Origin of the sequence: Erythrobacter sp. HKB08, assembly GCF_004114695.1 — a bacterium.
In the GTDB taxonomy this organism is placed as follows: Bacteria; Pseudomonadota; Alphaproteobacteria; order Sphingomonadales; family Sphingomonadaceae; genus Parerythrobacter_A.
The window spans coordinates 72,083-92,212 of sequence record NZ_CP035310.1; the positions used below are offsets into that span (position 1 = coordinate 72,083).

Annotated in this window: 24 protein-coding genes and 1 tRNA gene; 19 read left to right on the forward strand and 6 right to left on the reverse strand. The window is 64.9% G+C overall.

From position 1 onward, the window contains the following. Positions 1 to 2 precede the first annotated feature (2 nt). The 3 genes from glmM to thiD are packed head-to-tail and all read left to right on the forward strand — an operon-like array spanning position 3 to position 2,364. Positions 3 to 1,340 carry a phosphoglucosamine mutase gene (glmM, locus tag EO245_RS00300; RefSeq protein WP_128891059.1) on the forward strand — a complete coding sequence of 446 codons (1,338 nt, stop codon included), beginning with the start codon at positions 3 to 5 and terminating at the stop codon, positions 1,338 to 1,340. Further along, on the forward strand, positions 1,340 to 1,564 hold the full coding sequence (locus tag EO245_RS00305) for a DUF1272 domain-containing protein (protein WP_128891060.1): 225 nt from the start codon (positions 1,340 to 1,342) through the stop codon (positions 1,562 to 1,564). The genes glmM and EO245_RS00305 overlap by 1 nt, the downstream gene beginning before the upstream one ends. Next, positions 1,561 to 2,364: a bifunctional hydroxymethylpyrimidine kinase/phosphomethylpyrimidine kinase gene (gene thiD / locus EO245_RS00310; protein WP_128891061.1), complete on the forward strand. Its 804-nt coding sequence runs from the start codon at positions 1,561 to 1,563 to the stop codon at positions 2,362 to 2,364. The genes EO245_RS00305 and thiD overlap by 4 nt, the downstream gene beginning before the upstream one ends. A 1-nt stretch (position 2,365) precedes the next feature. Here the strand turns inward: thiD and EO245_RS00315 are convergent, their stop codons facing one another. The 4 genes from EO245_RS00315 to EO245_RS00330 form a co-directional block, all read right to left on the reverse strand. Next, on the reverse strand, positions 2,366 to 3,244 hold the full coding sequence (locus EO245_RS00315) for an LOG family protein (protein WP_128891062.1): 879 nt from the start codon (positions 3,242 to 3,244) through the stop codon (positions 2,366 to 2,368). An 88-nt stretch (positions 3,245 to 3,332) separates the two neighbouring features. Next, entirely contained in the window at positions 3,333 to 3,890 is a 558-nt protein-coding gene (locus EO245_RS00320) for a hypothetical protein (protein WP_128891063.1), read from the reverse strand. 153 nt (positions 3,891 to 4,043) lie between these two features. After that, a complete protein-coding gene (locus tag EO245_RS00325) occupies positions 4,044 to 4,382 on the reverse strand; it encodes a helix-turn-helix transcriptional regulator (RefSeq protein WP_128891064.1) in 339 nt (112 codons plus the stop codon). Further along, a complete protein-coding gene (locus EO245_RS00330) occupies positions 4,379 to 5,041 on the reverse strand; it encodes a peroxiredoxin (RefSeq protein WP_234026984.1) in 663 nt (220 codons plus the stop codon). The genes EO245_RS00325 and EO245_RS00330 overlap by 4 nt, the downstream gene beginning before the upstream one ends. A gap of 78 nt (positions 5,042 to 5,119) precedes the next feature. Between EO245_RS00330 and EO245_RS00335 the strand changes: the two genes are divergently transcribed. From EO245_RS00335 to EO245_RS00380, 10 genes are all read left to right on the forward strand, one after another. Continuing rightward, complete coding sequence (locus EO245_RS00335; protein WP_128891066.1) at positions 5,120 to 6,052, forward strand: MBL fold metallo-hydrolase; 933 nt, start codon at positions 5,120 to 5,122, stop codon at positions 6,050 to 6,052. Further along, on the forward strand, positions 6,049 to 6,498 hold the full coding sequence (locus EO245_RS00340) for a YeeE/YedE family protein (RefSeq protein ID WP_128891067.1): 450 nt from the start codon (positions 6,049 to 6,051) through the stop codon (positions 6,496 to 6,498). Before EO245_RS00335 ends, EO245_RS00340 begins: the two co-directional genes overlap by 4 nt. Further along, positions 6,495 to 6,698 carry a DUF2892 domain-containing protein gene (locus tag EO245_RS00345; RefSeq protein ID WP_128891068.1) on the forward strand — a complete coding sequence of 68 codons (204 nt, stop codon included), beginning with the start codon at positions 6,495 to 6,497 and terminating at the stop codon, positions 6,696 to 6,698. The genes EO245_RS00340 and EO245_RS00345 overlap by 4 nt, the downstream gene beginning before the upstream one ends. Next, positions 6,683 to 7,114: a YeeE/YedE family protein gene (locus EO245_RS00350; RefSeq protein ID WP_199798659.1), complete on the forward strand. Its 432-nt coding sequence runs from the start codon at positions 6,683 to 6,685 to the stop codon at positions 7,112 to 7,114. Before EO245_RS00345 ends, EO245_RS00350 begins: the two co-directional genes overlap by 16 nt. Further along, on the forward strand, positions 7,114 to 7,527 hold the full coding sequence (locus EO245_RS13440; RefSeq protein ID WP_128891069.1) for a TIGR01244 family sulfur transferase: 414 nt from the start codon (positions 7,114 to 7,116) through the stop codon (positions 7,525 to 7,527). Before EO245_RS00350 ends, EO245_RS13440 begins: the two co-directional genes overlap by 1 nt. A gap of 26 nt (positions 7,528 to 7,553) precedes the next feature. Beyond that, positions 7,554 to 8,783 carry an FAD/NAD(P)-binding oxidoreductase gene (locus EO245_RS00360; RefSeq protein WP_128891070.1) on the forward strand — a complete coding sequence of 410 codons (1,230 nt, stop codon included), beginning with the start codon at positions 7,554 to 7,556 and terminating at the stop codon, positions 8,781 to 8,783. A gap of 22 nt (positions 8,784 to 8,805) precedes the next feature. After that, positions 8,806 to 10,560 (forward strand): SulP family inorganic anion transporter, encoded by a 1,755-nt coding sequence (locus EO245_RS00365; RefSeq protein WP_128891071.1) that lies wholly within the window; start codon positions 8,806 to 8,808, stop codon positions 10,558 to 10,560. 95 nt (positions 10,561 to 10,655) lie between these two features. Beyond that, positions 10,656 to 12,098, forward strand: coding sequence for a cytochrome ubiquinol oxidase subunit I (locus EO245_RS00370; RefSeq protein WP_128891072.1), 1,443 nt, complete (start codon positions 10,656 to 10,658; stop codon positions 12,096 to 12,098). Further along, complete coding sequence (gene cydB, locus EO245_RS00375; protein ID WP_128891073.1) at positions 12,098 to 13,093, forward strand: cytochrome d ubiquinol oxidase subunit II; 996 nt, start codon at positions 12,098 to 12,100, stop codon at positions 13,091 to 13,093. Before EO245_RS00370 ends, cydB begins: the two co-directional genes overlap by 1 nt. Then, complete coding sequence (locus EO245_RS00380) at positions 13,093 to 13,218, forward strand: DUF2474 domain-containing protein (RefSeq protein WP_128891074.1); 126 nt, start codon at positions 13,093 to 13,095, stop codon at positions 13,216 to 13,218. The genes cydB and EO245_RS00380 overlap by 1 nt, the downstream gene beginning before the upstream one ends. Before the next feature lie 20 nt (positions 13,219 to 13,238). Here the strand turns inward: EO245_RS00380 and EO245_RS00385 are convergent. Then, positions 13,239 to 13,312 (reverse strand) — tRNA-Gln (locus EO245_RS00385). Between the two features lie 171 nt (positions 13,313 to 13,483). Here EO245_RS00385 and EO245_RS00390 point away from each other — a divergent pair. Together EO245_RS00390 and EO245_RS00395 are read left to right on the forward strand one after the other, a co-directional pair. Beyond that, a complete protein-coding gene (locus EO245_RS00390) occupies positions 13,484 to 14,680 on the forward strand; it encodes a Ppx/GppA phosphatase family protein (protein WP_128893389.1) in 1,197 nt (398 codons plus the stop codon). Further along, on the forward strand, positions 14,673 to 15,344 hold the full coding sequence (locus EO245_RS00395) for an RlmE family RNA methyltransferase (RefSeq protein WP_128891075.1): 672 nt from the start codon (positions 14,673 to 14,675) through the stop codon (positions 15,342 to 15,344). Before EO245_RS00390 ends, EO245_RS00395 begins: the two co-directional genes overlap by 8 nt. A 63-nt stretch (positions 15,345 to 15,407) precedes the next feature. Here EO245_RS00395 and EO245_RS00400 read toward each other — a convergent pair whose 3' ends face one another. Continuing rightward, positions 15,408 to 16,076, reverse strand: a complete 669-nt coding sequence (locus tag EO245_RS00400; protein ID WP_128891076.1) for a cytochrome c family protein — start codon at positions 16,074 to 16,076, stop codon at positions 15,408 to 15,410. A gap of 151 nt (positions 16,077 to 16,227) precedes the next feature. On the opposite strand from EO245_RS00400, the gene EO245_RS00405 reads away from it, so the two are divergent. Genes EO245_RS00405 through EO245_RS00420 form a run of 4 tightly spaced genes read left to right on the forward strand, consistent with a single transcriptional unit; the run spans position 16,228 to position 20,130 of the window. Next, positions 16,228 to 17,136, forward strand: coding sequence for a prephenate dehydratase (locus tag EO245_RS00405; RefSeq protein WP_128891077.1), 909 nt, complete (start codon positions 16,228 to 16,230; stop codon positions 17,134 to 17,136). Between the two features lie 50 nt (positions 17,137 to 17,186). Continuing rightward, on the forward strand, positions 17,187 to 17,852 hold the full coding sequence (locus EO245_RS00410) for a hypothetical protein (RefSeq protein ID WP_128891078.1): 666 nt from the start codon (positions 17,187 to 17,189) through the stop codon (positions 17,850 to 17,852). After that, positions 17,849 to 19,171 (forward strand): DUF4350 domain-containing protein, encoded by a 1,323-nt coding sequence (locus EO245_RS00415; RefSeq protein ID WP_128891079.1) that lies wholly within the window; start codon positions 17,849 to 17,851, stop codon positions 19,169 to 19,171. The genes EO245_RS00410 and EO245_RS00415 overlap by 4 nt, the downstream gene beginning before the upstream one ends. Before the next feature lie 2 nt (positions 19,172 to 19,173). Further along, positions 19,174 to 20,130 (forward strand): MoxR family ATPase, encoded by a 957-nt coding sequence (locus tag EO245_RS00420; protein ID WP_128893390.1) that lies wholly within the window; start codon positions 19,174 to 19,176, stop codon positions 20,128 to 20,130.

Below are 20,130 nucleotides of genomic sequence, written 5' to 3' on the forward strand. Positions count from 1 at the left end.
TCATGACCCGCAAGTTTTTCGGCACCGACGGCATTCGCGGCGAGACCAACAGGGGCGCCATGACCGCGGCCATGGCCATGCGCGTCGCGCAGGCTGCCGGCACCCACTTCCAGCGCGGCGACCATCGCCACCGCGTCGTGATCGGCAAGGATACGCGCCTTTCCGGCTACATGATGGAGAGCGCGCTGGTCGCCGGCTTCACCAGCGTCGGCGTCGACGTGGTCATGACCGGCCCGCTGCCGACACCCGCCATCGCCATGCTGACCCGCGAGATGCGCGCCGACCTCGGCGTGATGATCTCGGCGAGCCACAATCCCTACAAGGACAACGGCATCAAGCTGTTCGGCCCGGACGGCTTCAAGCTGTCGGACGAGGCGGAACTGGCGATCGAGGCCCTGATCGAGCAGGAGCCGACGCTCGTCCCCTATCACGAGATCGGCCGAGCCCGCCGGATCGAGGATGCGCGAGGGCGCTACATCCACGCCGTGAAGCAGTCGGTCAGCGACCAGACGCGGTTCGACGGGCTCAAGGTCGTGGTCGATTGCGCCAACGGCGCGGCATACCAGGTCGCCCCCAGCGCAATCTGGGAACTGGGCGCGGAAGTCATCACCCTCGGCGTCTCGCCCGATGGCACGAACATCAACGACAAGGTCGGCTCGACCGCGCTCGACGCGGTCAAGGCCAAGGTGATCGAGGAGGGCGCCGACATCGGCATCGCGCTCGACGGCGATGCGGACCGGCTGATCGTCATCGACGAGAAGGGCCAGACGGTCGATGGCGACCAGATCATGGGCCTTATCGCCACCCGCATGGCGGAAAAGGGCGAACTTTCGGGCGGCGGCCTTGTCGCGACGGTCATGTCCAACCTCGGGCTGGAGCGCTACATGGAAAGCCTCGGCCTGACACTGGAACGGACCAAGGTCGGCGACCGCTACGTGCTGGAGCGCATGAAAGAAGGCGGTTTCAACGTCGGCGGCGAGCAGTCGGGTCACATGATCCTGCTCGACCACGGCACGACCGGCGACGGCACGGTTGCAGCCCTGCGCGTGCTCGCGAGCCTCGTGCGTTCCGGCAAGAAGGCGAGCGAACTGCTGCATGTCTTCGACCCGGTTCCGCAGCTGCTCAAGAACGTCGAATACGAAGGCAGCTCCCCGCTCGAAGCCGAGAGCGTGAAGAAGGCGATTGCCGATGCCGAAGCCGAACTCGCAGGCACCGGTCGCCTCGTCATCCGCGCCTCGGGCACCGAGCCGAAGATCCGCGTCATGGCCGAAGGCGACGATGCCGCGCAGGTCGAGCGCGTGGTCGACACGATCTGCGACGCTGTAAGGAGCGCCGCCTGATGCTCGAAATGCGCCCCGATTGCGAACGCTGCGGCACCGACCTTCCGGCAGAAGCGCCGGGCGCCTTCATCTGCAGCTTCGAATGCACCTTCTGCGCCGAATGCGCCGAGGATCTCGACGATCGCTGCCCGAATTGCGGCGGCGAGCTGATGGACCGGCCGACGCGCGCGAAAAAGCTGCACGACAAGTTCCCCCCGTCGAGCGAGCGCAAGTTCAAGGGATGAGCGAACGCAAGCCGCCGCGTATCCTCGCCATTGCCGGGTCGGACAGTTCCGGCGGTGCGGGCATCCAGGCGGACATCAAGACCGTCACCATGCTCGGCGGCTACGCGATGAGCGCCATCACAGCCGTCACCGCGCAGAATACGCTCGGCGTGCAGGAGGTCGAAGCCCTGCCGGCAAAATTCGTCTGGAAGCAGGTCGCGTCGTGCCTCGACGACATCGGTGCGGACGCGGTGAAGATCGGCATGCTCGGCGGCGAAGATATCGCGCGCGGCGTGCTCAAAGCGCTGGACGGCTTCGAGGGGCCGGTGGTGTTCGACCCGGTCATGGTGGCAACGAGCGGCTCCGCCCTCGCCGACGAGGCGACAATCGCGATTTTCGGCGAGCTCATGGCGCGGGCAACCCTCGTCACTCCGAACCTGCCCGAACTCGAAGCGCTGCTCGCCCGGAGCATTGCGGACCGCGATGTCCTGTCACAGGCAGCGCACGACCTGTCGGAGAAGTTCGGCACCGCCGTCCTGGCGAAAGGCGGGCACCTGGAGGGCGAGCGCGTGACCGACATTCTCGTCGATCCTGCCGGGCGCACCGCGAGCTTCGAGGACGCGAAGATCGTATCCGAGCACACCCACGGGACCGGCTGCACCCTTTCGAGCGCCGTCGCGACCCTGCTCGGGCACGGTCAGTCGATGGAACATGCGGTGCGGCTCGCCCGGCAGTTCGTCCGCCGCGCGATCGAGGCCGCTCCGGGCTTCGGAGGTGGTCACGGACCGCTGGGTCACCAGTCGGTCCGTTCGCTCGACTAGGTCAGCAGGAGAGGTCGTAGAAGTCGGCGATCTCGCACCAGGCTTCCTCGGCGGTCTCGCACCAGTGGATGAGGTCGAGGTCGCGGCGGCTGATCGTGCCTTCTTCCGCGATCGCTTCGAAATCGACCACGCGGGTCCAGAAGTCCTTGCCGAACAGGATGATCGGGATCGGCTTCATCTTGCCGGTCTGGATCAGCGTCAACAGCTCGAAGAACTCGTCGAATGTGCCGAAGCCGCCCGGGAAGACCGCGACCGCGCGGGCGCGCAGCAGGAAATGCATCTTGCGCAGCGCGAAGTAGTGGAACTGGAACGAGAGGTGCGGCGTCACATAGGAATTGGGCGCCTGCTCATGCGGCAGCACGATGTTGAGTCCGATCGATTCGACGCCTGCATCGCTTGCGCCGCGGTTGCCCGCTTCCATGATCGAGGGGCCGCCGCCGGTGGTGATGACGAACTGGCGCTTGCCATCCTCGATGATCGCCTTCTGGCTGACCATCTTGGCGAGCTTGTACGCCTCGTCGTAATACTTGGCCTTCGCCGCGAGGTTGGCCGCGACTTTCTGTTCGTATTCGTCCTTGCCCTCGGCAGCCTTCACCAGCGCCTCGGCCTCTTCGGACGAGGGAATGCGGGCGGAGCCGTACATGACGAGGGTCGAGCCGACGCCCGCTTCGTCGAGCAGCATTTCCGGCTTGAGCAGTTCGAGCTGGAAGCGCACCGGGCGCAGCTCGTCGCGCAGCATGAAATCGGTGTCGCGGAAGGCCAGCTTGTATGCCGGGTGCTGTGTCTGCGGCGTTTCTTTCGCGCCGGTGTCGGAAAACTGCGCTTCCTGTTCGGCCCCGTAGAATTTGCGGCCGGTAAGTTCGTGATCTTTCTTGGTCATATGCCGCCCCTAGAAGGCAGCGGGCCGGTCGGCAAGCGCGCTTGGTCGCTGGAATTGCCGGGCCGGCCCGTGAACCTCTCGCCTGTCGTCAGAGCACGAAGGCGAGGAGAACGAAGACCGCGGTGCCGCCAGCGAGCGAGTAGCCGGTCTTCTTGCGATAGCCCGGCGCCATGAAGCCGACGACGAGCCCGCCGATCACCACCAGCAGCAGGCTGAGTGCGGCAAGGATCTGGTAGATGCGGAAGGTCGCGGGGCCGTGACCCTTGTGCAGCTCGATCATGCGGTAGACGAAGTTCGGCTGGTTGTAGGTACCGGTCCATGTCCCATCGTCGCCCTGGCTGAAGGACACGTAGTCGCGGGTCGTGGGACGCGTGGTAATCGATCCGGGCCGCGTGCGCAGCGTTTCGAAATCGATATCGAGCCCGTTGGCCTCGGCGATTGCGCGAATGTCGGCCTCTACCGTCGCAGATTCGGGATCGAGGACCGTGCCGGCAGGAACGTCGATCGGCGTTTCGACCACTTCGCCCTTCTGGCCGAGCAGGTAGGCGCCGCCAGTCGTCGCCACGAGGATGAAGAGCGGCGCGAGCAGCCCAGCGAGCCAGAGGTGGCAAAGGACGAGGAAATTGCGGGTCTTGGCTCGGCTCATGGGTCGGGCGTTCCTTGGGTCTGACGGTGTGCGGGAGGATTTGAAGCTAATGATAATCAGTCGCAGTAAGCGGGCATTAGCCGGTCCTCGCGCGATGTCAAACGCTAAGACGCGATGCTTGTGAGATTCGGGATTGGAGCGGTGGATGGCCGATCAGGAAAGCCGCGCGAAGTTCGCCACACCGGGCGAACGGGGCCGCTCCTTCGTCGCAGGACCTGCTGCCACTCCAGCCAATCCACCGACGATTTCGGCAAGCGCCGAAAGGCGTTTCGGATTGAGATTGTAATAAACGAGCTTCGCTTCCTTGCGCGTGTCGACCAGCCCCGCCTTGCGCAGCACGCCGAGCTGCTGGGATAGCGCAGGCTGGCCGATGCCGGTCGCCTGCTCGATCTCGCCGACATTGCGCTCGCGCCCCTGCAAGGACTGCAGGATCTGCAGCCGCAGCGGATGGGCGAGCGCCTTGAGCGCGTCAATCTGCTCAGCGTCGGTCATCGCCGCTTGCCCTTACCCTTCCCCGTGCCCTCGCGCAGGAACCAGCCGGTTTCCTCCTTCGCACCGAAGACTTCATCGAGATCATGCGTCGGCGGGCTGAGGAGCGCATCGCCCGAATTCCAGTTCGCCGGAGCAAGCCCGTCATTCGCATCGACCGCCTGGAGCGCATCGAGCATGCGCAGCATTTCGGGAATCGATCGGCCGACATTGGCCGGATAGCAGGTCATCGCGCGCACCACGCCTTCGGGGTCGATGAAGAACGTCGTGCGCACGGTCGCACTGTCATTGTCCTGCGGTGCGACCATGCCGAAGGCGCGGCCGATCACCAGCGTCGGATCCTCCACGATGGGGAAGCGGACTTCGACGCCGAACCTGTCGCGGATCATCCGCAGCCAAGCGAAGTGGGAAAACAGGCTGTCGACCGACAGTGCCATGAGCGCGCAGTCTCGCGCCGCAAAGGCATCGGCCTGTTTCGCCAGCTCCACGAACTCCGTCGTGCATACCGGCGTGAAATCCGCCGGATGCGAAAAGAGCACGAGCCAGCGGCCGCGATACTCCGACAGGCGAACATTGCCCACGGTGCTGCGCGCCTCGAAATCGGGCGCATGGTCGCCGATCCGCAGGCCCGAGGCCCTCTTCGTGTCATGATCCTGGGTCATCATCCCGTCCGACATAGCACTTGACACTGCAAAAGCAATACATATACACATTTTATGTAATCGTATTGGAGAAATATCATGTCCGAGTCGGATGCACCCCTCCAGGCAGCCACCGAACAGATCCGCCGCGCGCAGGAGACCAAGGCGCTACGCCCCTCGATCGCGGGCTTTTTCGATGAAGCCACCTACACCGTCAGCTACGTCGTGCACGATCCTGCGACGTGCGAGGCGGCCATTATCGATTCTGTGCTGGACTACGAAGCGGCTTCCGGCCGCACTTCCTATGGTTCGGCCGATCGCATGATCGAATATGTCACTTCTAATAATCTGAAAGTGACTTGGTTGATCGAGACGCATGCTCACGCCGATCATATCTCCGCTGCGCCTTACCTGCAGGAGAAGCTCGGCGGCAAGCTGGCGATCGGCGCGGAGATCATCCGCGTGCAGGACGTCTTCGGCAAGCTGTTCAACGCCGGCACCGATTTCGAGCGCGACGGTTCGCAGTTCGACCACCTGTTCACCGATGGCGAGACCTTCAGCCTCGGCGAGATCGAAGGCATTGCGCTGCACGTGCCCGGCCACACACCGGCCGATATGGCTTTCATCATCGGCGATGCGGCTTTCGTCGGCGATACCATCTTCATGCCCGATTTCGGGACCGCGCGGGCGGATTTCCCGGGCGGCGATGCTCGCCAGCTCTTTCATTCGATCCGCCGATTGCTGTCCCTGCCCGAAGAGACGCGCCTCTTCCTGTGCCACGACTACAAGGCGCCGGGCCGCGACGAATATGCGTGGGAGACCACTGTCGGCCAGCAGCGGCGCGAGAATGTCCACGTGAAGGACGGCGTGAGCGAAGCCGAGTTCGTCGAGATGCGCACTGCGCGTGACAAGACGCTCGCCATGCCGAACCTCATCATGCCGTCGGTCCAGGTCAACATCCGCGGCGGCCGACTGCCCGAGCCGGAAGACAACGGCGTCAGCTACATCAAGATTCCGGTGAACGCGGTATGATGCTCCCCGGCTTTCCCGACGCAGCCCCGCTGGCCGGTCTCGGCGGCGGCATCCTCATCGGCCTTGCCGCGGCGCTCATGCTGCTCGGCGCAGGCCGCATTGCCGGTGTGTCCGGCATCGCGGCGCGTGCAACCGGCATCAGCGACAGCGGCATGTCCCCGTCAAGCGCATGGATGTTCCTCCTCGGCCTCCCGCTCGGCGCGCTGGTCGTGGTGCTCGCCACGGGCGGCCTCGAAGCTCGCTTCGCCAGCCCGCTCGTGCTGGTCGTCGCCGGCTTGCTGGTCGGTATCGGCACGCGCCTCGGCAGCGGGTGCACGAGCGGCCACGGCGTATGCGGCGTCAGCCGTCTCTCGCAGCGATCGATCGTAGCGACGGTGACCTTCATGCTCGCCGGGATCGCGACCGTCGCGGTCATGAACAAACTCGGACTGGAAGTATTGCAATGACGAAGAACATGGGAACGCTCGACCGGGTCCTGCGCATCGCGGTCGCGATCGTCCTCGCGGTGCTGGCTTGGAACGGCACGCTCGAAGGGCCGCTTGCCATCGGCGCCTGGATCGTCGTCGCGATTTTTGTCGTCACGAGCCTCGTCGGTTCGTGCCCCGCCTACCGCCTGATCGGAATGAACACATGCAGCAATCGCTGATCCGCCAGTGGCTCCCGCCGCTCGTTTCGGGCACGCTGTTCGGTGCCGGTCTTGCCCTTGGCGGCATGACCAACCCGGCCCGCGTGCGCGGTTTCCTCGACATCTTCGGTGACTGGGACCCGACCCTCGCCTTCGTGATGGGCGGCGCGGTCATCGTCATGGCGATCGCCTGGCAATTCCCCCATCGCATGAAGCACCCGGTCTTCGCGGAGAAGTTCTCCATCCCGGACCGGACCGACCTGACGCCGAAGCTGATCGGCGGGGCGGCCCTGTTCGGCATCGGCTGGGGCATTGCCGGCCTGTGCCCCGGACCGGGCGTTGCCGCACTGGTGATCGAGCCGGTTTCGGCAGCGATCTTCATCGTCGCAATGCTCGCCGGCATGCTCATCGTGCGCTTCACAGAGAAGGATGCGTGATGGAGATCCGTGACGTCGATAGCGCCTTCGCCGTGGCGCCGCAGCTTGACCCTTCGGACATGGCTACTCTGGCCGAGCGCGGCTTCACCGCGGTCATCTGCAACCGTCCCGACGGAGAGGAAGAGGGCCAGCCGACCGTCCAGTCGATGCGCGAGGCCGCACAGGAGGCAGGGCTTGCCTTCCACCACATCCCGGTGAGCGGCGGTGCCTTCCCGGAAGGCGCCATCGCGGCATTCCGCGCAGTTCGGCGCGGCACCGAGGGCCCGACGCTGGCCTATTGCCGCACCGGAACCCGTTCGATCACGCTCGAGACGCTAGCCAATCCGCTCGATCACAGCGCCGACATGCGCCTGCAGCTCGCGAGGGAGGCCGGTTACGACCTGTCGGCCCTCGCGGATCGCATCGGCGAATAGACAACACCCAGCCAGGAGAGACGCCGATGGCGCACTCGAACAAACATACGGTCGTCATCATCGGCGGCGGCGCTGCGGGCATTGCGACCGCGGCATCCATGCTCAAGCGCCGGGCCGGTCTCGACATCGCGATCATCGAGCCCTCGGACATCCATGCCTACCAGCCGGGCTGGACGATGGTCGGCGGCGGGATTTTCGAACCCGAAGTCACCCGTCGCCCGATGAAGAGCGTGATGCCCAAGGGTGTCACCTGGCTCAAGACGGCGGCGAAGACCTTCCAGCCGGATGACAACGAGGTCACGCTCGAAGACGGCACCACGGTCGGCTACGACGTATTGATCGTCGCGCCGGGCATTCGCCTCGCGTGGGAGAAGATCGAGGGACTGGAAGCGACGCTGGGCAAGAACGGTGTCACCTCCAATTATCGCTACGACCTCGCGCCCTATACATGGCAGCTCGTCCAGGGCCTGAAGCGCGGGCGGGCGATCTTCACCCAGCCGCCGATGCCGATCAAATGCGCTGGTGCGCCGCAGAAGGCAATGTACCTGTCGTGCGATCACTGGCTGCGCAGCGGCGTCCTCGGCGATATCGAGGTCGAGTTCCGCAATGCGGGCGGCGTGCTGTTCGGCGTGCAGGACTACGTTCCGGCGCTGATGGAATATGTCGAGAAATACGACATCGGCCTGAAGCTCGGCAGCAACCTCGTCGCAGTCGACGGGCCGAACCAGTCGGCCACCTTCCAGACGAAAGACGGCGAAGTCACCCGCGAGTTCGACATGCTCCATGTCGTCCCCCCGCAGGTCGCGCCGCAATTCCTCGCCGACAGCCCGCTTGCCTCGGAAAGCGGCTTCACCGATGTCGACCAGCACACGCTGCGGCACAATCGCTATCCCAATGTCTTCGGCCTCGGCGACGGCGGTTCGATGCCCAATGCCAAGACCGCTGCTGCCGCGCGCAAGCAGGCGCCGGTCGTCGCGGTCAACGCGTTGCGCCAGCTCGACGGCAAGGGACCGACTGCCGGCTACGACGGTTACGGCTCGTGCCCGCTGACGGTCGAGCGCGGCAAGATCGTTCTCGCCGAATTCGGCTATGGCGGAAAGCTGATGCCGAGCTTCCCCACATGGCTGATCGACGGCACGAAGCCTGCCCGCCTGTCGTGGATGCTCAAGGCCGACGCCTTGCCTTGGATCTACTGGAACGGGATGCTCAAGGGCCGCGAATGGCTTGCCGGACCCGGCAACATGATCGCGCAATAGGCCGCGCGGAGGACCGACCGAGATGCTTGCACGCTTTTTTCCGATCCTGGAGTGGGGGCGGACCTACAACAGCTCGGTCCTGAGCAACGATCTGATGGCGGCGGTGATCGTTACCATCATGCTGATCCCGCAAAGCCTCGCCTATGCGCTGCTTGCGGGGCTACCGCCGGTCGTCGGCCTCTATGCATCGATCCTGCCGCTGGTCGCCTATGCGATCTTCGGGACGAGCCGCACGCTGGCCGTCGGCCCGGTCGCGGTCATTTCGCTCATGACGGCATCTGCTGCCGGCGCGGTCGCCGCGCAAGGGACGGCCGAATATCTCGAGGCGGCGATCACGCTCGCGGCCTTGTCGGGCATCATGCTCGCCATCCTCGGCTTCCTCAGAGCAGGCTTCCTCGCCAATCTCCTGTCGCACCCGGTCATCAGCGGTTTCATCACGGCGAGCGGCATCCTGATCGCGACCAGCCAGGTGAAGCATATCCTCGGCGTGAAGGCGGGCGGCGACAACTGGCCCGAGATGCTCGGGTCGCTGGCAAGCGCAGTCGGCGACACTAATGCCTGGACGCTCGCCATCGGCATTCCGGCGACGATCTTCCTCTTCTGGGTCCGCAAGGGAGCAAAGCCCGCGCTGCAGGCGATCGGCCTACCCCCGCGCGCCGCGGAGATGACTGCCAAGGCCGGGCCGGTCGTTGCCGTCGCGCTGACCATACTTGCGGTCATCGCGCTCGACCTCGGCACCAAGGGCGTCAATCTCGTCGGCGAAGTCCCGCAGGGCCTGCCGCCCTTCGCCTTCCCGTCGACCGACCTGACGCTGATCGAGAAGCTGTGGGTCCCTGCCCTCCTCATCTCGATCATCGGCTTCGTTGAAAGCGTTTCGGTCGCACAGACCCTTGCGGCCAAGCGCCGCCAGCGGATCGCGCCCGACCAGGAGCTGATCGGCCTTGGCGCGTCCAACATCGCGAGCGCCTTTTCGGGCGGCTACCCGGTCACCGGCGGCTTCGCCCGATCGGTCGTCAATTTCGATGCCGGCGCGGAAACGCCTGCCGCCGGAGCCTACACCGCGGTCGGCATCGCGCTCGCCTCGCTGTTTCTCACCCCGCTGCTGTTCAACCTGCCGATCGCGACCCTCGCCGCGACCATCATCGTCGCCGTGCTGAGCCTCGTCGACCTCAAGACGCCCGGGCAACTGTGGCGTTATTCCAAGGCCGACTTCGCCGCGCATATGGCGACCATCGGTATTACCCTGCTGGCGGGTGTCGAGCTGGGCGTTATCGCCGGTGTCGGGGTCGGCCTGCTGCTCTACCTGTGGCGAGCCAGCCGCCCGCACGCCGCGATCGTCGGCCGCGTTCCGGAGACCGAGCACTTCCGCAATGTCGAGCGGCACCAGGTCTTCACCGTCCCGCACGTCCTCTCGATCCGCATCGACGAGAGCCTGACTTACCTCAACGCCCGCTGGCTCGAGGAATATGTGCTCGAGGAAGTCGCCGACCGGCCCGAAGTGCGCCACGTCATCCTGATGTGCAGCGCGGTGAACGAAATCGACGCCTCCGGGCTCGAAAGCCTCGAGGCGATCAACCACCGCCTGATCGACGGCAATATCGGCCTGCACCTGTCGGAAGTGAAAGGCCCGGTGATGGACCGCCTGCAGCGCACGCAATTCGTCGAGGAGCTGAACGGCAAGGTCTTCCTCAGTCAGGCACGCGCCTTTGCAGAACTGATGCGCGACGACGGCAAGAACGAGCCGTGGCCCGACGACATGGCGCGCGGCATGATCTGACACCTACCGCGCGCACTCCCGAACGTGCGCTCGGGCGAACAACCATCGCGTTCTTTGCGTTATTCCAAGCAAGCAGAGGCACTTAGAAACCAGCCATGTTCGAACAGTTCGATGCACTGTTGCTTGCTCGCATACAGTTCGCCTTCACGGTGAGCTTCCACTTCTTCTTCCCGGCCTTTTCGATCGGGCTCGCGAGCTACCTGATGGTGCTCGAAGGGCTGTGGCTGAAGACCGGCAGGCAGCTCTATCTCGACCTGTTCAAATACTGGGTGAAGATCTTCGCCATCGCTTTTGCCATGGGCGTCGTCTCCGGCATCGTGATGAGCTACCAGTTCGGCACCAACTGGTCGGTTTTCTCGGATGTCGCCGGACCGGTCATCGGGCCGCTGATGGCCTATGAGGTACTGACCGCCTTCTTCCTCGAAGCCGGCTTCCTCGGCGTCATGCTGTTCGGCATGAACAAGGTCGGCAAGAAGCTGCATTTCGCGGCGACCTGCATGGTCGCATTGGGCACTTTCATCTCCGCTTTCTGGATCCTCTCGGTCAACAGCTGGATGCAGACGCCGACCGGCTACGAGCTGGCAGCGAACGGCCAGTACCTGCCGGGAGAAAGCTGGCTCGAGATCATCTTCAACCCCAGCTTCCCCTACCGGCTCGTGCACACCGTCATGGCCGCCTATCTCACCACCGCCTTCGTCGTCGGCGGGGTCGGCGCATGGCACCTCTTGAAGGACCGGACCAACCAGCGCGCACGCAAGATGTTCTCGATGGCGATGTGGATGGCCGCGATCGTCACGCCCGCGCAGATTTTCGCAGGCGACATGCACGGGCTCAATACGCTCGAGCACCAGCCGCAGAAAGTCATGGCGATGGAGGGGCATTACGACAGCCACCCCAATGGCGCGCCGCTGATCCTGTTCGGCATTCCCGACAGCGAGGAGAAGCGCGTCAAATACGCCATCGAGATACCCAAGGTATCCTCGCTCATCCTCAAGCACGATCCCGACGCGCCGCTTGCCGGGCTCGACACCATACCCGACGACGAGGAACCGCCGGTGGGCATGGTCTTCTGGTCGTTCCGCATCATGGTCGGGATCGGGTTTGCCATGCTCGGCATCGGGCTGTGGAGCCTGTGGGCGCGTTTCCGCAAACGCCTCTACGACACGACGTGGCTGCACCGCGCCGCGGTCCTGATGGCACCATCTGGCTTCGTCGCCGTCCTTGCCGGATGGATTACCACCGAGGTCGGCCGCCAGCCCTATGTGATTTACGGCCTGCTGCGCACGTCGGAGGCCGCAAGCCCGCTCGATGCGCCGGCTGTAGGAGCCTCGCTGCTCGCTTTCATCCTCGTCTATTTCGCGGTCTTCGGCGTCGGCGTCTGGTACATCCTGCGCCTGATGAGCCACGCCCCGCATGTCGGCGAAACCGGTGCCAAGCGCGGCGATACGGGTCCGATCAGGACCGCCGGCGTCACGCCCGGGCCGACGCAGAACCCCGGCCATGACGAACCGCTTCCGACGCAAGAGGAGGACGTGTGATGGACCTCACAACCATCTGGGCCTTCATCATCGCCTTCGCGGTTTTCGCCTATGTCGTGATGGACGGCTTCGATCTGGGCATCGGCGTCCTGTTCCCGACCTTCGATGTCGGGCCGGAGCGCGACAAGGCGATGAACTCCATCGCGCCGGTATGGGACGGGAACGAGACCTGGTTGGTGCTCGGCGGCGGCGGTTTGTTCGCCGCTTTTCCGCTCGCCTATGCGGTCATCCTGCCGGCGACCTACCCGCTCATCATCGCGATGCTGCTCGGCCTCGTCTTCCGCGGAGTGGCCTTTGAATATCGCTGGCGCGATCCGGCACACAGGCGCTTCTGGGACGCGGCATTCACCGGCGGCTCGCTGGTTGCCGCCATGGCGCAGGGCATGACGCTCGGCGCGCTGTTGCAGGGTATCGAAGTGGTCGACCGCGCCTACGCCGGCAGCTGGTTCGACTGGCTCACGCCCTACACCCTGCTGACCGGTGTCGGCGTGGTTGCGGGATACGCTCTGCTCGGAAGCACCTGGCTGATCTGGAAGCTGGAAGGCGAGGCACAGGCGCATGCACGCAAGCTCGCCTTCCGCGCGTCGATCGCGACCATCGTGCTGATGGGAGCGGTGAGCCTCTACAACGTGGCTCTCAACGCCGAATATGCCGCGCGCTGGCTGACCGCGCCGGAGATCTATTTCGCCGCCCCGGTCCCGATCGTCACCGCGATCATCGCCGTCTCGCTCGTCCGGTCGATCAGGCGGGAACGCAACAGCAAGCCTTTCTGGCTGTCCATCGCGCTGTTCTTCTTCGGGATGGCCGGGCTCGGCGTGACCATGTGGCCCTACGTCGTACCGCCGGGGCTGACCATCTGGGACGCCGCCGCGCCCGAACGCAGCCAGATATTCATGCTGGTGGGCGTTGCACTCACCATGCCGCTCATCATCGCCTACACCGCCTGGGCGTACTGGATCTTCCGCGGCAAGGTGACCGACGAAGGCTATCACTGATGCCCGGGGACGCGCCCGAAGCGCCGCTATGGAAGCGGCTCGCCTGGATGGCGGCGATCTGGCTGGCGAGCGTCGCGCTGCTGGGCGCGATAGCCTGGCTAATCCGCCTGTGGCTCGCACCGTGACCTGTCGATTTGAGGAAGAGTGGATGCCCCGTGAGGATTCGAACCTCAATTGACGGAGTCAGAGTCCGTAGTCTTACCATTAGACGACGGGGCATCATGTGCCGGATCGCTACGGCGATCGACGGCAGGGGCGCGCAAATAGGTCGCTTGGGCAGCTAGGTCAAGGGCCGAGAGCCGACTGCGCTTGCCGTTCCGCTTTCATCGCTGTAGCATCATTGCCAAGTCCCCGCGAATGGCTCGCGGGAGGATAATGAAAGCTTTGAATATGGCGGATATTTCTCCGCCGGACGGCAACAGGAGGGCTGGCAAGAGAGGGGCTGAAAAGTCCGGCAAGGTAGCCGATTTCCGCTACCGCTCCCCCTCGCAGCCCGATGGAAAGAAGCGCGGCAGGCGGTCCCGCAATCGCGGTGATTCTCGTCGCAAGGCGCCTCCCCCTTCCCAATTCCCGACGAACCAGCGCCAGGCGTACGCCGCGCTCGACCTCGGCACGAACAATTGCCGCCTGCTGATCGCCCGGCCTTCGGGCGAGAATTTCACCGTGATCGATGCCTTCAGCCGCGTCGTCCGGCTTGGCGAAGGCCTCGCGAAATCGGGTCGGCTGAGCGACGATGCGATGGAGCGCACGCTCGGCGCACTGCAGGTGTGTGCGGAGAAGTTGAAGCGCCGCAACGTCCACCTCGCGCGCTCGGTCGCGACCGAGGCCTGCCGCCGTGCTGCCAATGGCGAGGCGTTCATCGAGCGTGTCCGGCGCGAAACCGGCATCGCGCTCGACATTATTTCGGCCGAAGAGGAAGCGCGCCTTGCGGTCCTCGGCTGCCACATCCTGCTCGAGGGCGGTGACGGCCCGGCGGTCATCTTCGATATCGGCGGCGGCTCGACCGAACTGGTACTGATCGAACCGGGCGAACGGGTGCCGCGCATCCTCGACTGGCAGAGCGTGCCATGGGGCGTGGTGTCGCTGACCGACACGGTCGGCCGCTGCGAAGGCACCGAGGACGAACGCGCCGCGCGCTATGCCGAAATGCGCCGGGTCGTGCGCGACAGCTTCGCGCCCTTCGCCGAACGTATTGCTGAGCGGGCCAAGACTTCGCGCGACATCCGCCTGCTCGGCACCAGCGGCACGGTGACGACGCTCGCCAGCCTCCATCTCGAACTGCCGCATTACGACCGGCGGGCAGTCGACGGGCTGATCGTCCCGTCGAGCTCGATGCGCGACATCAGCACCCGACTGTCCGGCATGAGCTTCCAGGAACGCGGCGAGCTGCCCTGCATCGGGCAGGACCGTGCCGACCTGGTCGTCGCGGGCTGTGCGATTCTCGAATCGATCCTCGACATCTGGCCGGCCGACCGGCTGGGCGTGGCCGATCGCGGTATTCGCGAAGGCATTCTGCGCAGCCTGATGGCGGCAGAGGCCGATGCCGAACGCAGTCTCAAGGCACTCAAGAGGTTACGCAATGAGTAGGTCGGGCAAGGATCGCGACACGCGCGTGCGCACGGCGCGCAAACGCACGGCTTCCTCGACACGCTGGCTCGAGCGGCAGCTGAACGATCCCTACGTCAAGCAGGCGAAGGCCGACGGCTATCGCAGCCGGGCGGCCTACAAGCTCATCGAGCTCGACGAGAAATTCGGCCTGCTGCAGGGCGTTCGCCGCGTCGTCGACCTCGGCATTGCACCGGGCGGCTGGGCGCAGGTGGTTCGCAAGAAAGTGCCCAAGGCAGCCATCGTCGGGATCGACCTGCTGGAAACCGAGCCGCTGGAAGGCGTGACGATCCTCCAGATGGATTTCATGGACGATGCCGCCCCGGCAAAGCTCGAGGCTGCGCTCGACGGGCCGCCCGATCTCGTCATGTCGGACATGGCGGCGAACACCGTGGGCCACAAGCAGACCGACCACCTGCGCACCATGGCGCTGGTCGAAGCTGCTGCCTGGTTCGCGGTAGAGACGCTGGAAAAGGGCGGCACCTTTGTCGCCAAGGTGCTGGCAGGCGGGACCGACCGCGAATTGCTCGACCTGCTCAAGAAGCACTTCAAGACGGTCAAGCACGCCAAGCCGCCGGCCAGCCGCAAGGGTTCGTCCGAATGGTACGTCGTCGCCCAGGGCTTCAAGGGCCGCAAGGACGACTGAGCGGCACAAACAAAAACGCCGCCCCGGAACGGAGCGGCGTCATTGCGACGAAATCGTCGTGAATTATTCGCTGGGAACCGGCTGGTCCGCGCCCATCGCACCGGCTGCTTCGACCGGATCGACGTCGGCACCCTCGACCGGGCCCGGGCCTTCGCCCGCACCGTCGACTTCACCCTCGGCCGCTTCTGCTGCTGCAGCTTCCGGATCGTAAGCCGGCTTGCTCGGCGCGCCGCCGAAGGTTTCGAGATAGAGCATCAGGTTCGCGCGATCTTCCGGCTTGGAAAGGCCGGCAAAGCTCATCTTGGTGCCGTTGGCGAAACCACGCGGCGACTTGAGCCACGCATCCATGTTTTCCCACGTCCAGGTACCGCCATTGCTCGAAAGCGCTTCGCTGTAGGCGAAACCGGCAACGTGCTTGCCGATCGACTGGCCCATCACACCGTAGAGATTCGGACCGATGCCGTTGGCGCCGCCCTGCTCGATCGTGTGGCAAGCGGTGCACTTCGCGAAGACGGCTTCGCCCGATGCGGCGCTGCCGGTGGCGAGGAGTTCTGCCAGCGAGGGGCCGGATTCGCCGCCCTCGTCCTCGGCCACTTCGACCGCGTAACCCGGGTTTTCCGGCACTTCGGGGTCACCGGCGTGGAAATACATGCCGCTGACGATGGAAAGGCCGAGAGCCATGATCCCGGAGAACAGGACCCAGCCGGCAATGGTGTTGGTACGATCTTGCATGCGTCGTTTGTCCGCAGAATATTCCGTTTGGTGCGTTCGCGCGCCGCTTTAGGGACAGCTTCGGGATACTGCAATAGTGTGTCTCGCACTCGGTCTTGAGCGAATTGCACCATTGCCCGCGCGCAGCACCCCCGTTAGGCGCGAGATTGTCATGCACAGCTTTCCCGAACCCGCCCGCGAAATGGTCGACACGATGCGCGATGCCGCATCGCGCAATCCCGAGCGCGCAGTCGCCTTCCAGGGCTCGCCCGGATCCAATTCGCACCGCGCTGCCGGGGAAGCGACGCCGGACTACCTGCCGCTGCCCTGCTTCAGCTTCGAGGATGCGCTCGACGCGGTGAAGCATGGCCGCGCCGGCTGCGCGATCATCCCGATCGAGAACAGCCAGCACGGACGAGTCGCCGATATCCACTTCCTGCTTCCCGAAAGCGGGCTGTCGATCGTCGGCGAACATTTCATGCCGATTACCCATGCGCTGATGGCGGTCCCGCACGAGGACGGCTCGCTCGGCCCGTTCGAGGCGGCCTACAGCCATCCGCAGGCGCTCGGCCAATCACGCCTCTACCTGCGCGAGAAAGGCATCGTCCCGCTGAGCCATGCCGACACGGCAGGAGCTGCAGCCTATGTCGCGGAGAAGGGCGATCCGAACGTTGCCGCGATCGCGCCCGAACTCGCGGCCGAACTCTACGGCCTCACCATCGTCGAGCGCGAGGTCGAGGATGCGCATGACAACATGACGCGCTTCGTGATCCTCGCGAAGGAACCGCTCGATCCGGCAAGCCTCGAAGGCGGCCCGCAGATGACGACCTTCATCTTCGAGGTGAAGAACATCCCGGCAGCGCTCTACAAGGCGATGGGCGGCTTCGCGACCAACGGGGTCAACATGACCAAGCTGGAAAGCTACCAGCAGGGCGCGAGCTTCTCTGCGACCATGTTCTATGCCGATATCATCGGTGCCCCCGGCGACCCGGCGGTCGACCGCGCGCTGGAGGAACTGGCGTTCCACAGCAAGGAGCTTCGCGTGCTCGGAAGCTACAGGCAGGCGCGGAAACGGGGGTAGCCCGTTCATGGCGCTTGCGCGCCAGCAGCGCCTCTGTCACGTAGCCAGTCGTGACTACGGGACCGGGTCAGGGCGCAATCGGGGCTAGCGGGACAGGCGAAGACGGCTGGGATGCCGTGCGCGCCGACGATTCGATACAATTCGAACCGATCGAACGGGTCGAGGTCGAGCCCGAAGCGCCCGGTTTTATCGGCCAATTCTTCGAGTGGCTCGGCGAACTACTTGCCCCCATCGGACAAATGTTCGGCGCTGCCTGGCCCATCGTTTACTGGCTACTCATAATCATTGCAGTCGGCATGCTGCTTTTCCTGCTGTACCGCCTGCTCGAACCGGTTCTCGAATTTCGCATCCGTGACGACAAGCCGGAAGTCAGCGAATGGGTGCCCGAACGCGAAGAGGCGCTGGCCCTGCTGAGCGATGCCGACCGCCTCGCGGCGGAGGGACGCTTCGACGAGGCTACGCACCTGCTGCTCAAACGCAGCGTCGGCCAGATTTCCGCCGCGCGGCCCGATTGGGTCGAACCGTCGAGCACCGCGCGCGAACTCGCTTCGCTGACCGCATTGCCCGAACCGGCGCGCGTCGCCTTCGGGATTATTGCCGAACGGGTCGAGCGCAGCCTGTTCGCCCTGCGCTCGCTCGGCCAGGATGACTGGCAGGCAGCGCGCGCGGCCTATGCCGACTTCGCCCTCCAGAAACTGACCGGAGGCTCGGCATGAGCGAGCGCAGCCAGGGCGCATTCAATCCGAAGATCGTCTTCGCGCTGCTGCTGTTCGGCGCGCTCGCATTCTTCGCGACGCTCTATTTCATCGGTAGCGGCCAGACCGGCGGGTCCGACAACGACGGGCAGTCGCATGCCGCGAGCCGCGGGCTGACCGGCTATGCCGCGCTCGCCGAGATCCTCGAAAAGGACGGCCATGAAGTCTCTATCTCGCGCAACCAGGGGACGCTGACCGACTATAACCTGCTGGTGCTCACCCCCACCATGTATGCCGACCCGGCAGAAGTCGCGAAGACCATCGCCGACCGTCGCTACGAAGGGCCGACGATCCTCATACTTCCGAAATGGAACGTGATGTCGGCCCGCTTCGCAACCGACGCGGACGTCGATGAAGGCTGGGTCGCGCTGAACGGTGCATCGGAGCCTCGCTGGGCCGAAGTGCTGCACGAACAGGATGTGGAGGACTTCACCTATTACGGCGGCGGCCCGCCGGAATTCGACCTCGACATCTCCGAAAGCAGCGGAGACTGGTCCGGCCTCGGGCGCACCGGCAAGCTGCCGCGCCCCGATGTAACGCAGGCTATCACCAATGGCGATGTGAGCGCGCTGGTCAGCGGGCTGGGCGGTAATATCCTCGTCGGATTCGCCGATGACGGCGGCATCTACCCCACGCTCGACGAGGCTGCCGGTATCCCGGCCAGGTCCTACAATGACGACGATTACGCCTCGAGCAAATACGCCCTGGTGATCGTCGCCGAACCGGACCTGTTCAACAACTACGGCATGGCCGACGAAGGCCGCGCCGACCTTGCCCATGCGGTGTTCGATGCTGCGATGGATGGTGAGAATCTCGACATCGTGTTCGACGTGACCCTCAACGGTCTCGGGCGCTCGGAAAACCTCCTGACACTCGCCTTCACGCCGCCCTTCCTCGCCGCGACGCTTTGCCTGATCATCGCGATGATCGTGGTGGCATGGCGCGCGTTCCGACGCTTCGGACCACCGGTCGCGGAAGGCCGCGCGATTGCCTTCGGCAAGACGCGGCTCGTGCAGAACAGCGCGGGCTTCATCCAGCGCACCCGCCGCCTGCACCTGCTTTCGCTGCCCTATGCCGAGATGATGCGCGCACGCATCGGCAAGGCGCTGGGTCTCAAAAACCATGACGACGAGGCGATCGAGGCCGCCCTCGCCCGACGCCTTCCCGACGAACCGCCCTTCGGCCAGCGCATGGCCGCGCTGCGCAATGCCCAATCGCGCGCCGACGTCATCCGTGCCGCCGACGCGCTGAAATCAATCGAAAGGAAACTAGCCCGATGAGCATGACTCTCGAGGATGTGAGAACCCTTGCCGGATCGATCCGCAACGAGGTCGCCAAGGCCATCGTCGGGCAGGACGAGATGGTCGAACACCTGCTGGTCGCAATGGTCAGCCAGGGGCATGTGCTGCTCGAAGGCCCTCCGGGGACGGCGAAGACCTTCCTCGCGCAGTGTTTCTCGACCGCTCTCGGCCTTGATTTCGGGCGCATCCAGTTCACGCCCGACCTGCTGCCGGGCGACATCATCGGCTCCAACCTGTTCAACTTCCAGACGAGCCAGTTCACGCTGACGCGCGGGCCGATCTTCTGCGAAATGCTGCTCGCCGACGAGATCAACCGCACGCCTCCCAAGACGCAGGCCGCCCTGCTCGAAGCGATGCAGGAACGCCGCGTCACGCTCGATGGCGAGACCCACCAGCTGCCCGACCGCTTCATGGTCGTTGCAACGCAGAACCCGATCGAGAACCAGGGCGTCTATCCGCTGCCCGAAGCGCAGCTCGACCGCTTCCTGTTCAAGCTGCTGGTTCCCTACCCGAGCGAGGAAGAGGAAGCGCGGATCGTAACTCGCTACGGCCAGCGCCAGGGCCCGCAGCGTCCGGCCGACTTCGGCATCACGGCAGTCACTTCGGCAGAGCAGCTTGCCGCCGCCAGCAAGGCGATCGACAGTGTGACCGTTGCCGACGAGATCACGCAATATGTCGTGCGCCTCGTGCGGGCGACCCGCGAGAATGCCGAGATTTCGAGCGGCGCGAGCCCGCGCGCGGCTGTCCTGCTGGCTAATGCTGCGCGCGCCCGTGCCGCGCTGCAGGGCCGCGACTACGTGATTCCGGACGATGTGAAAGCGCTGTCGACCGCCGTGCTCCGTCACCGACTGGTGCTGAGCCCTGCTGCCGAGATCGAGGGCCGCGAAATCGAAGCGCTGGTCAGCGAACTCGTCGAATCGACCGAGGCGCCGCGCTGA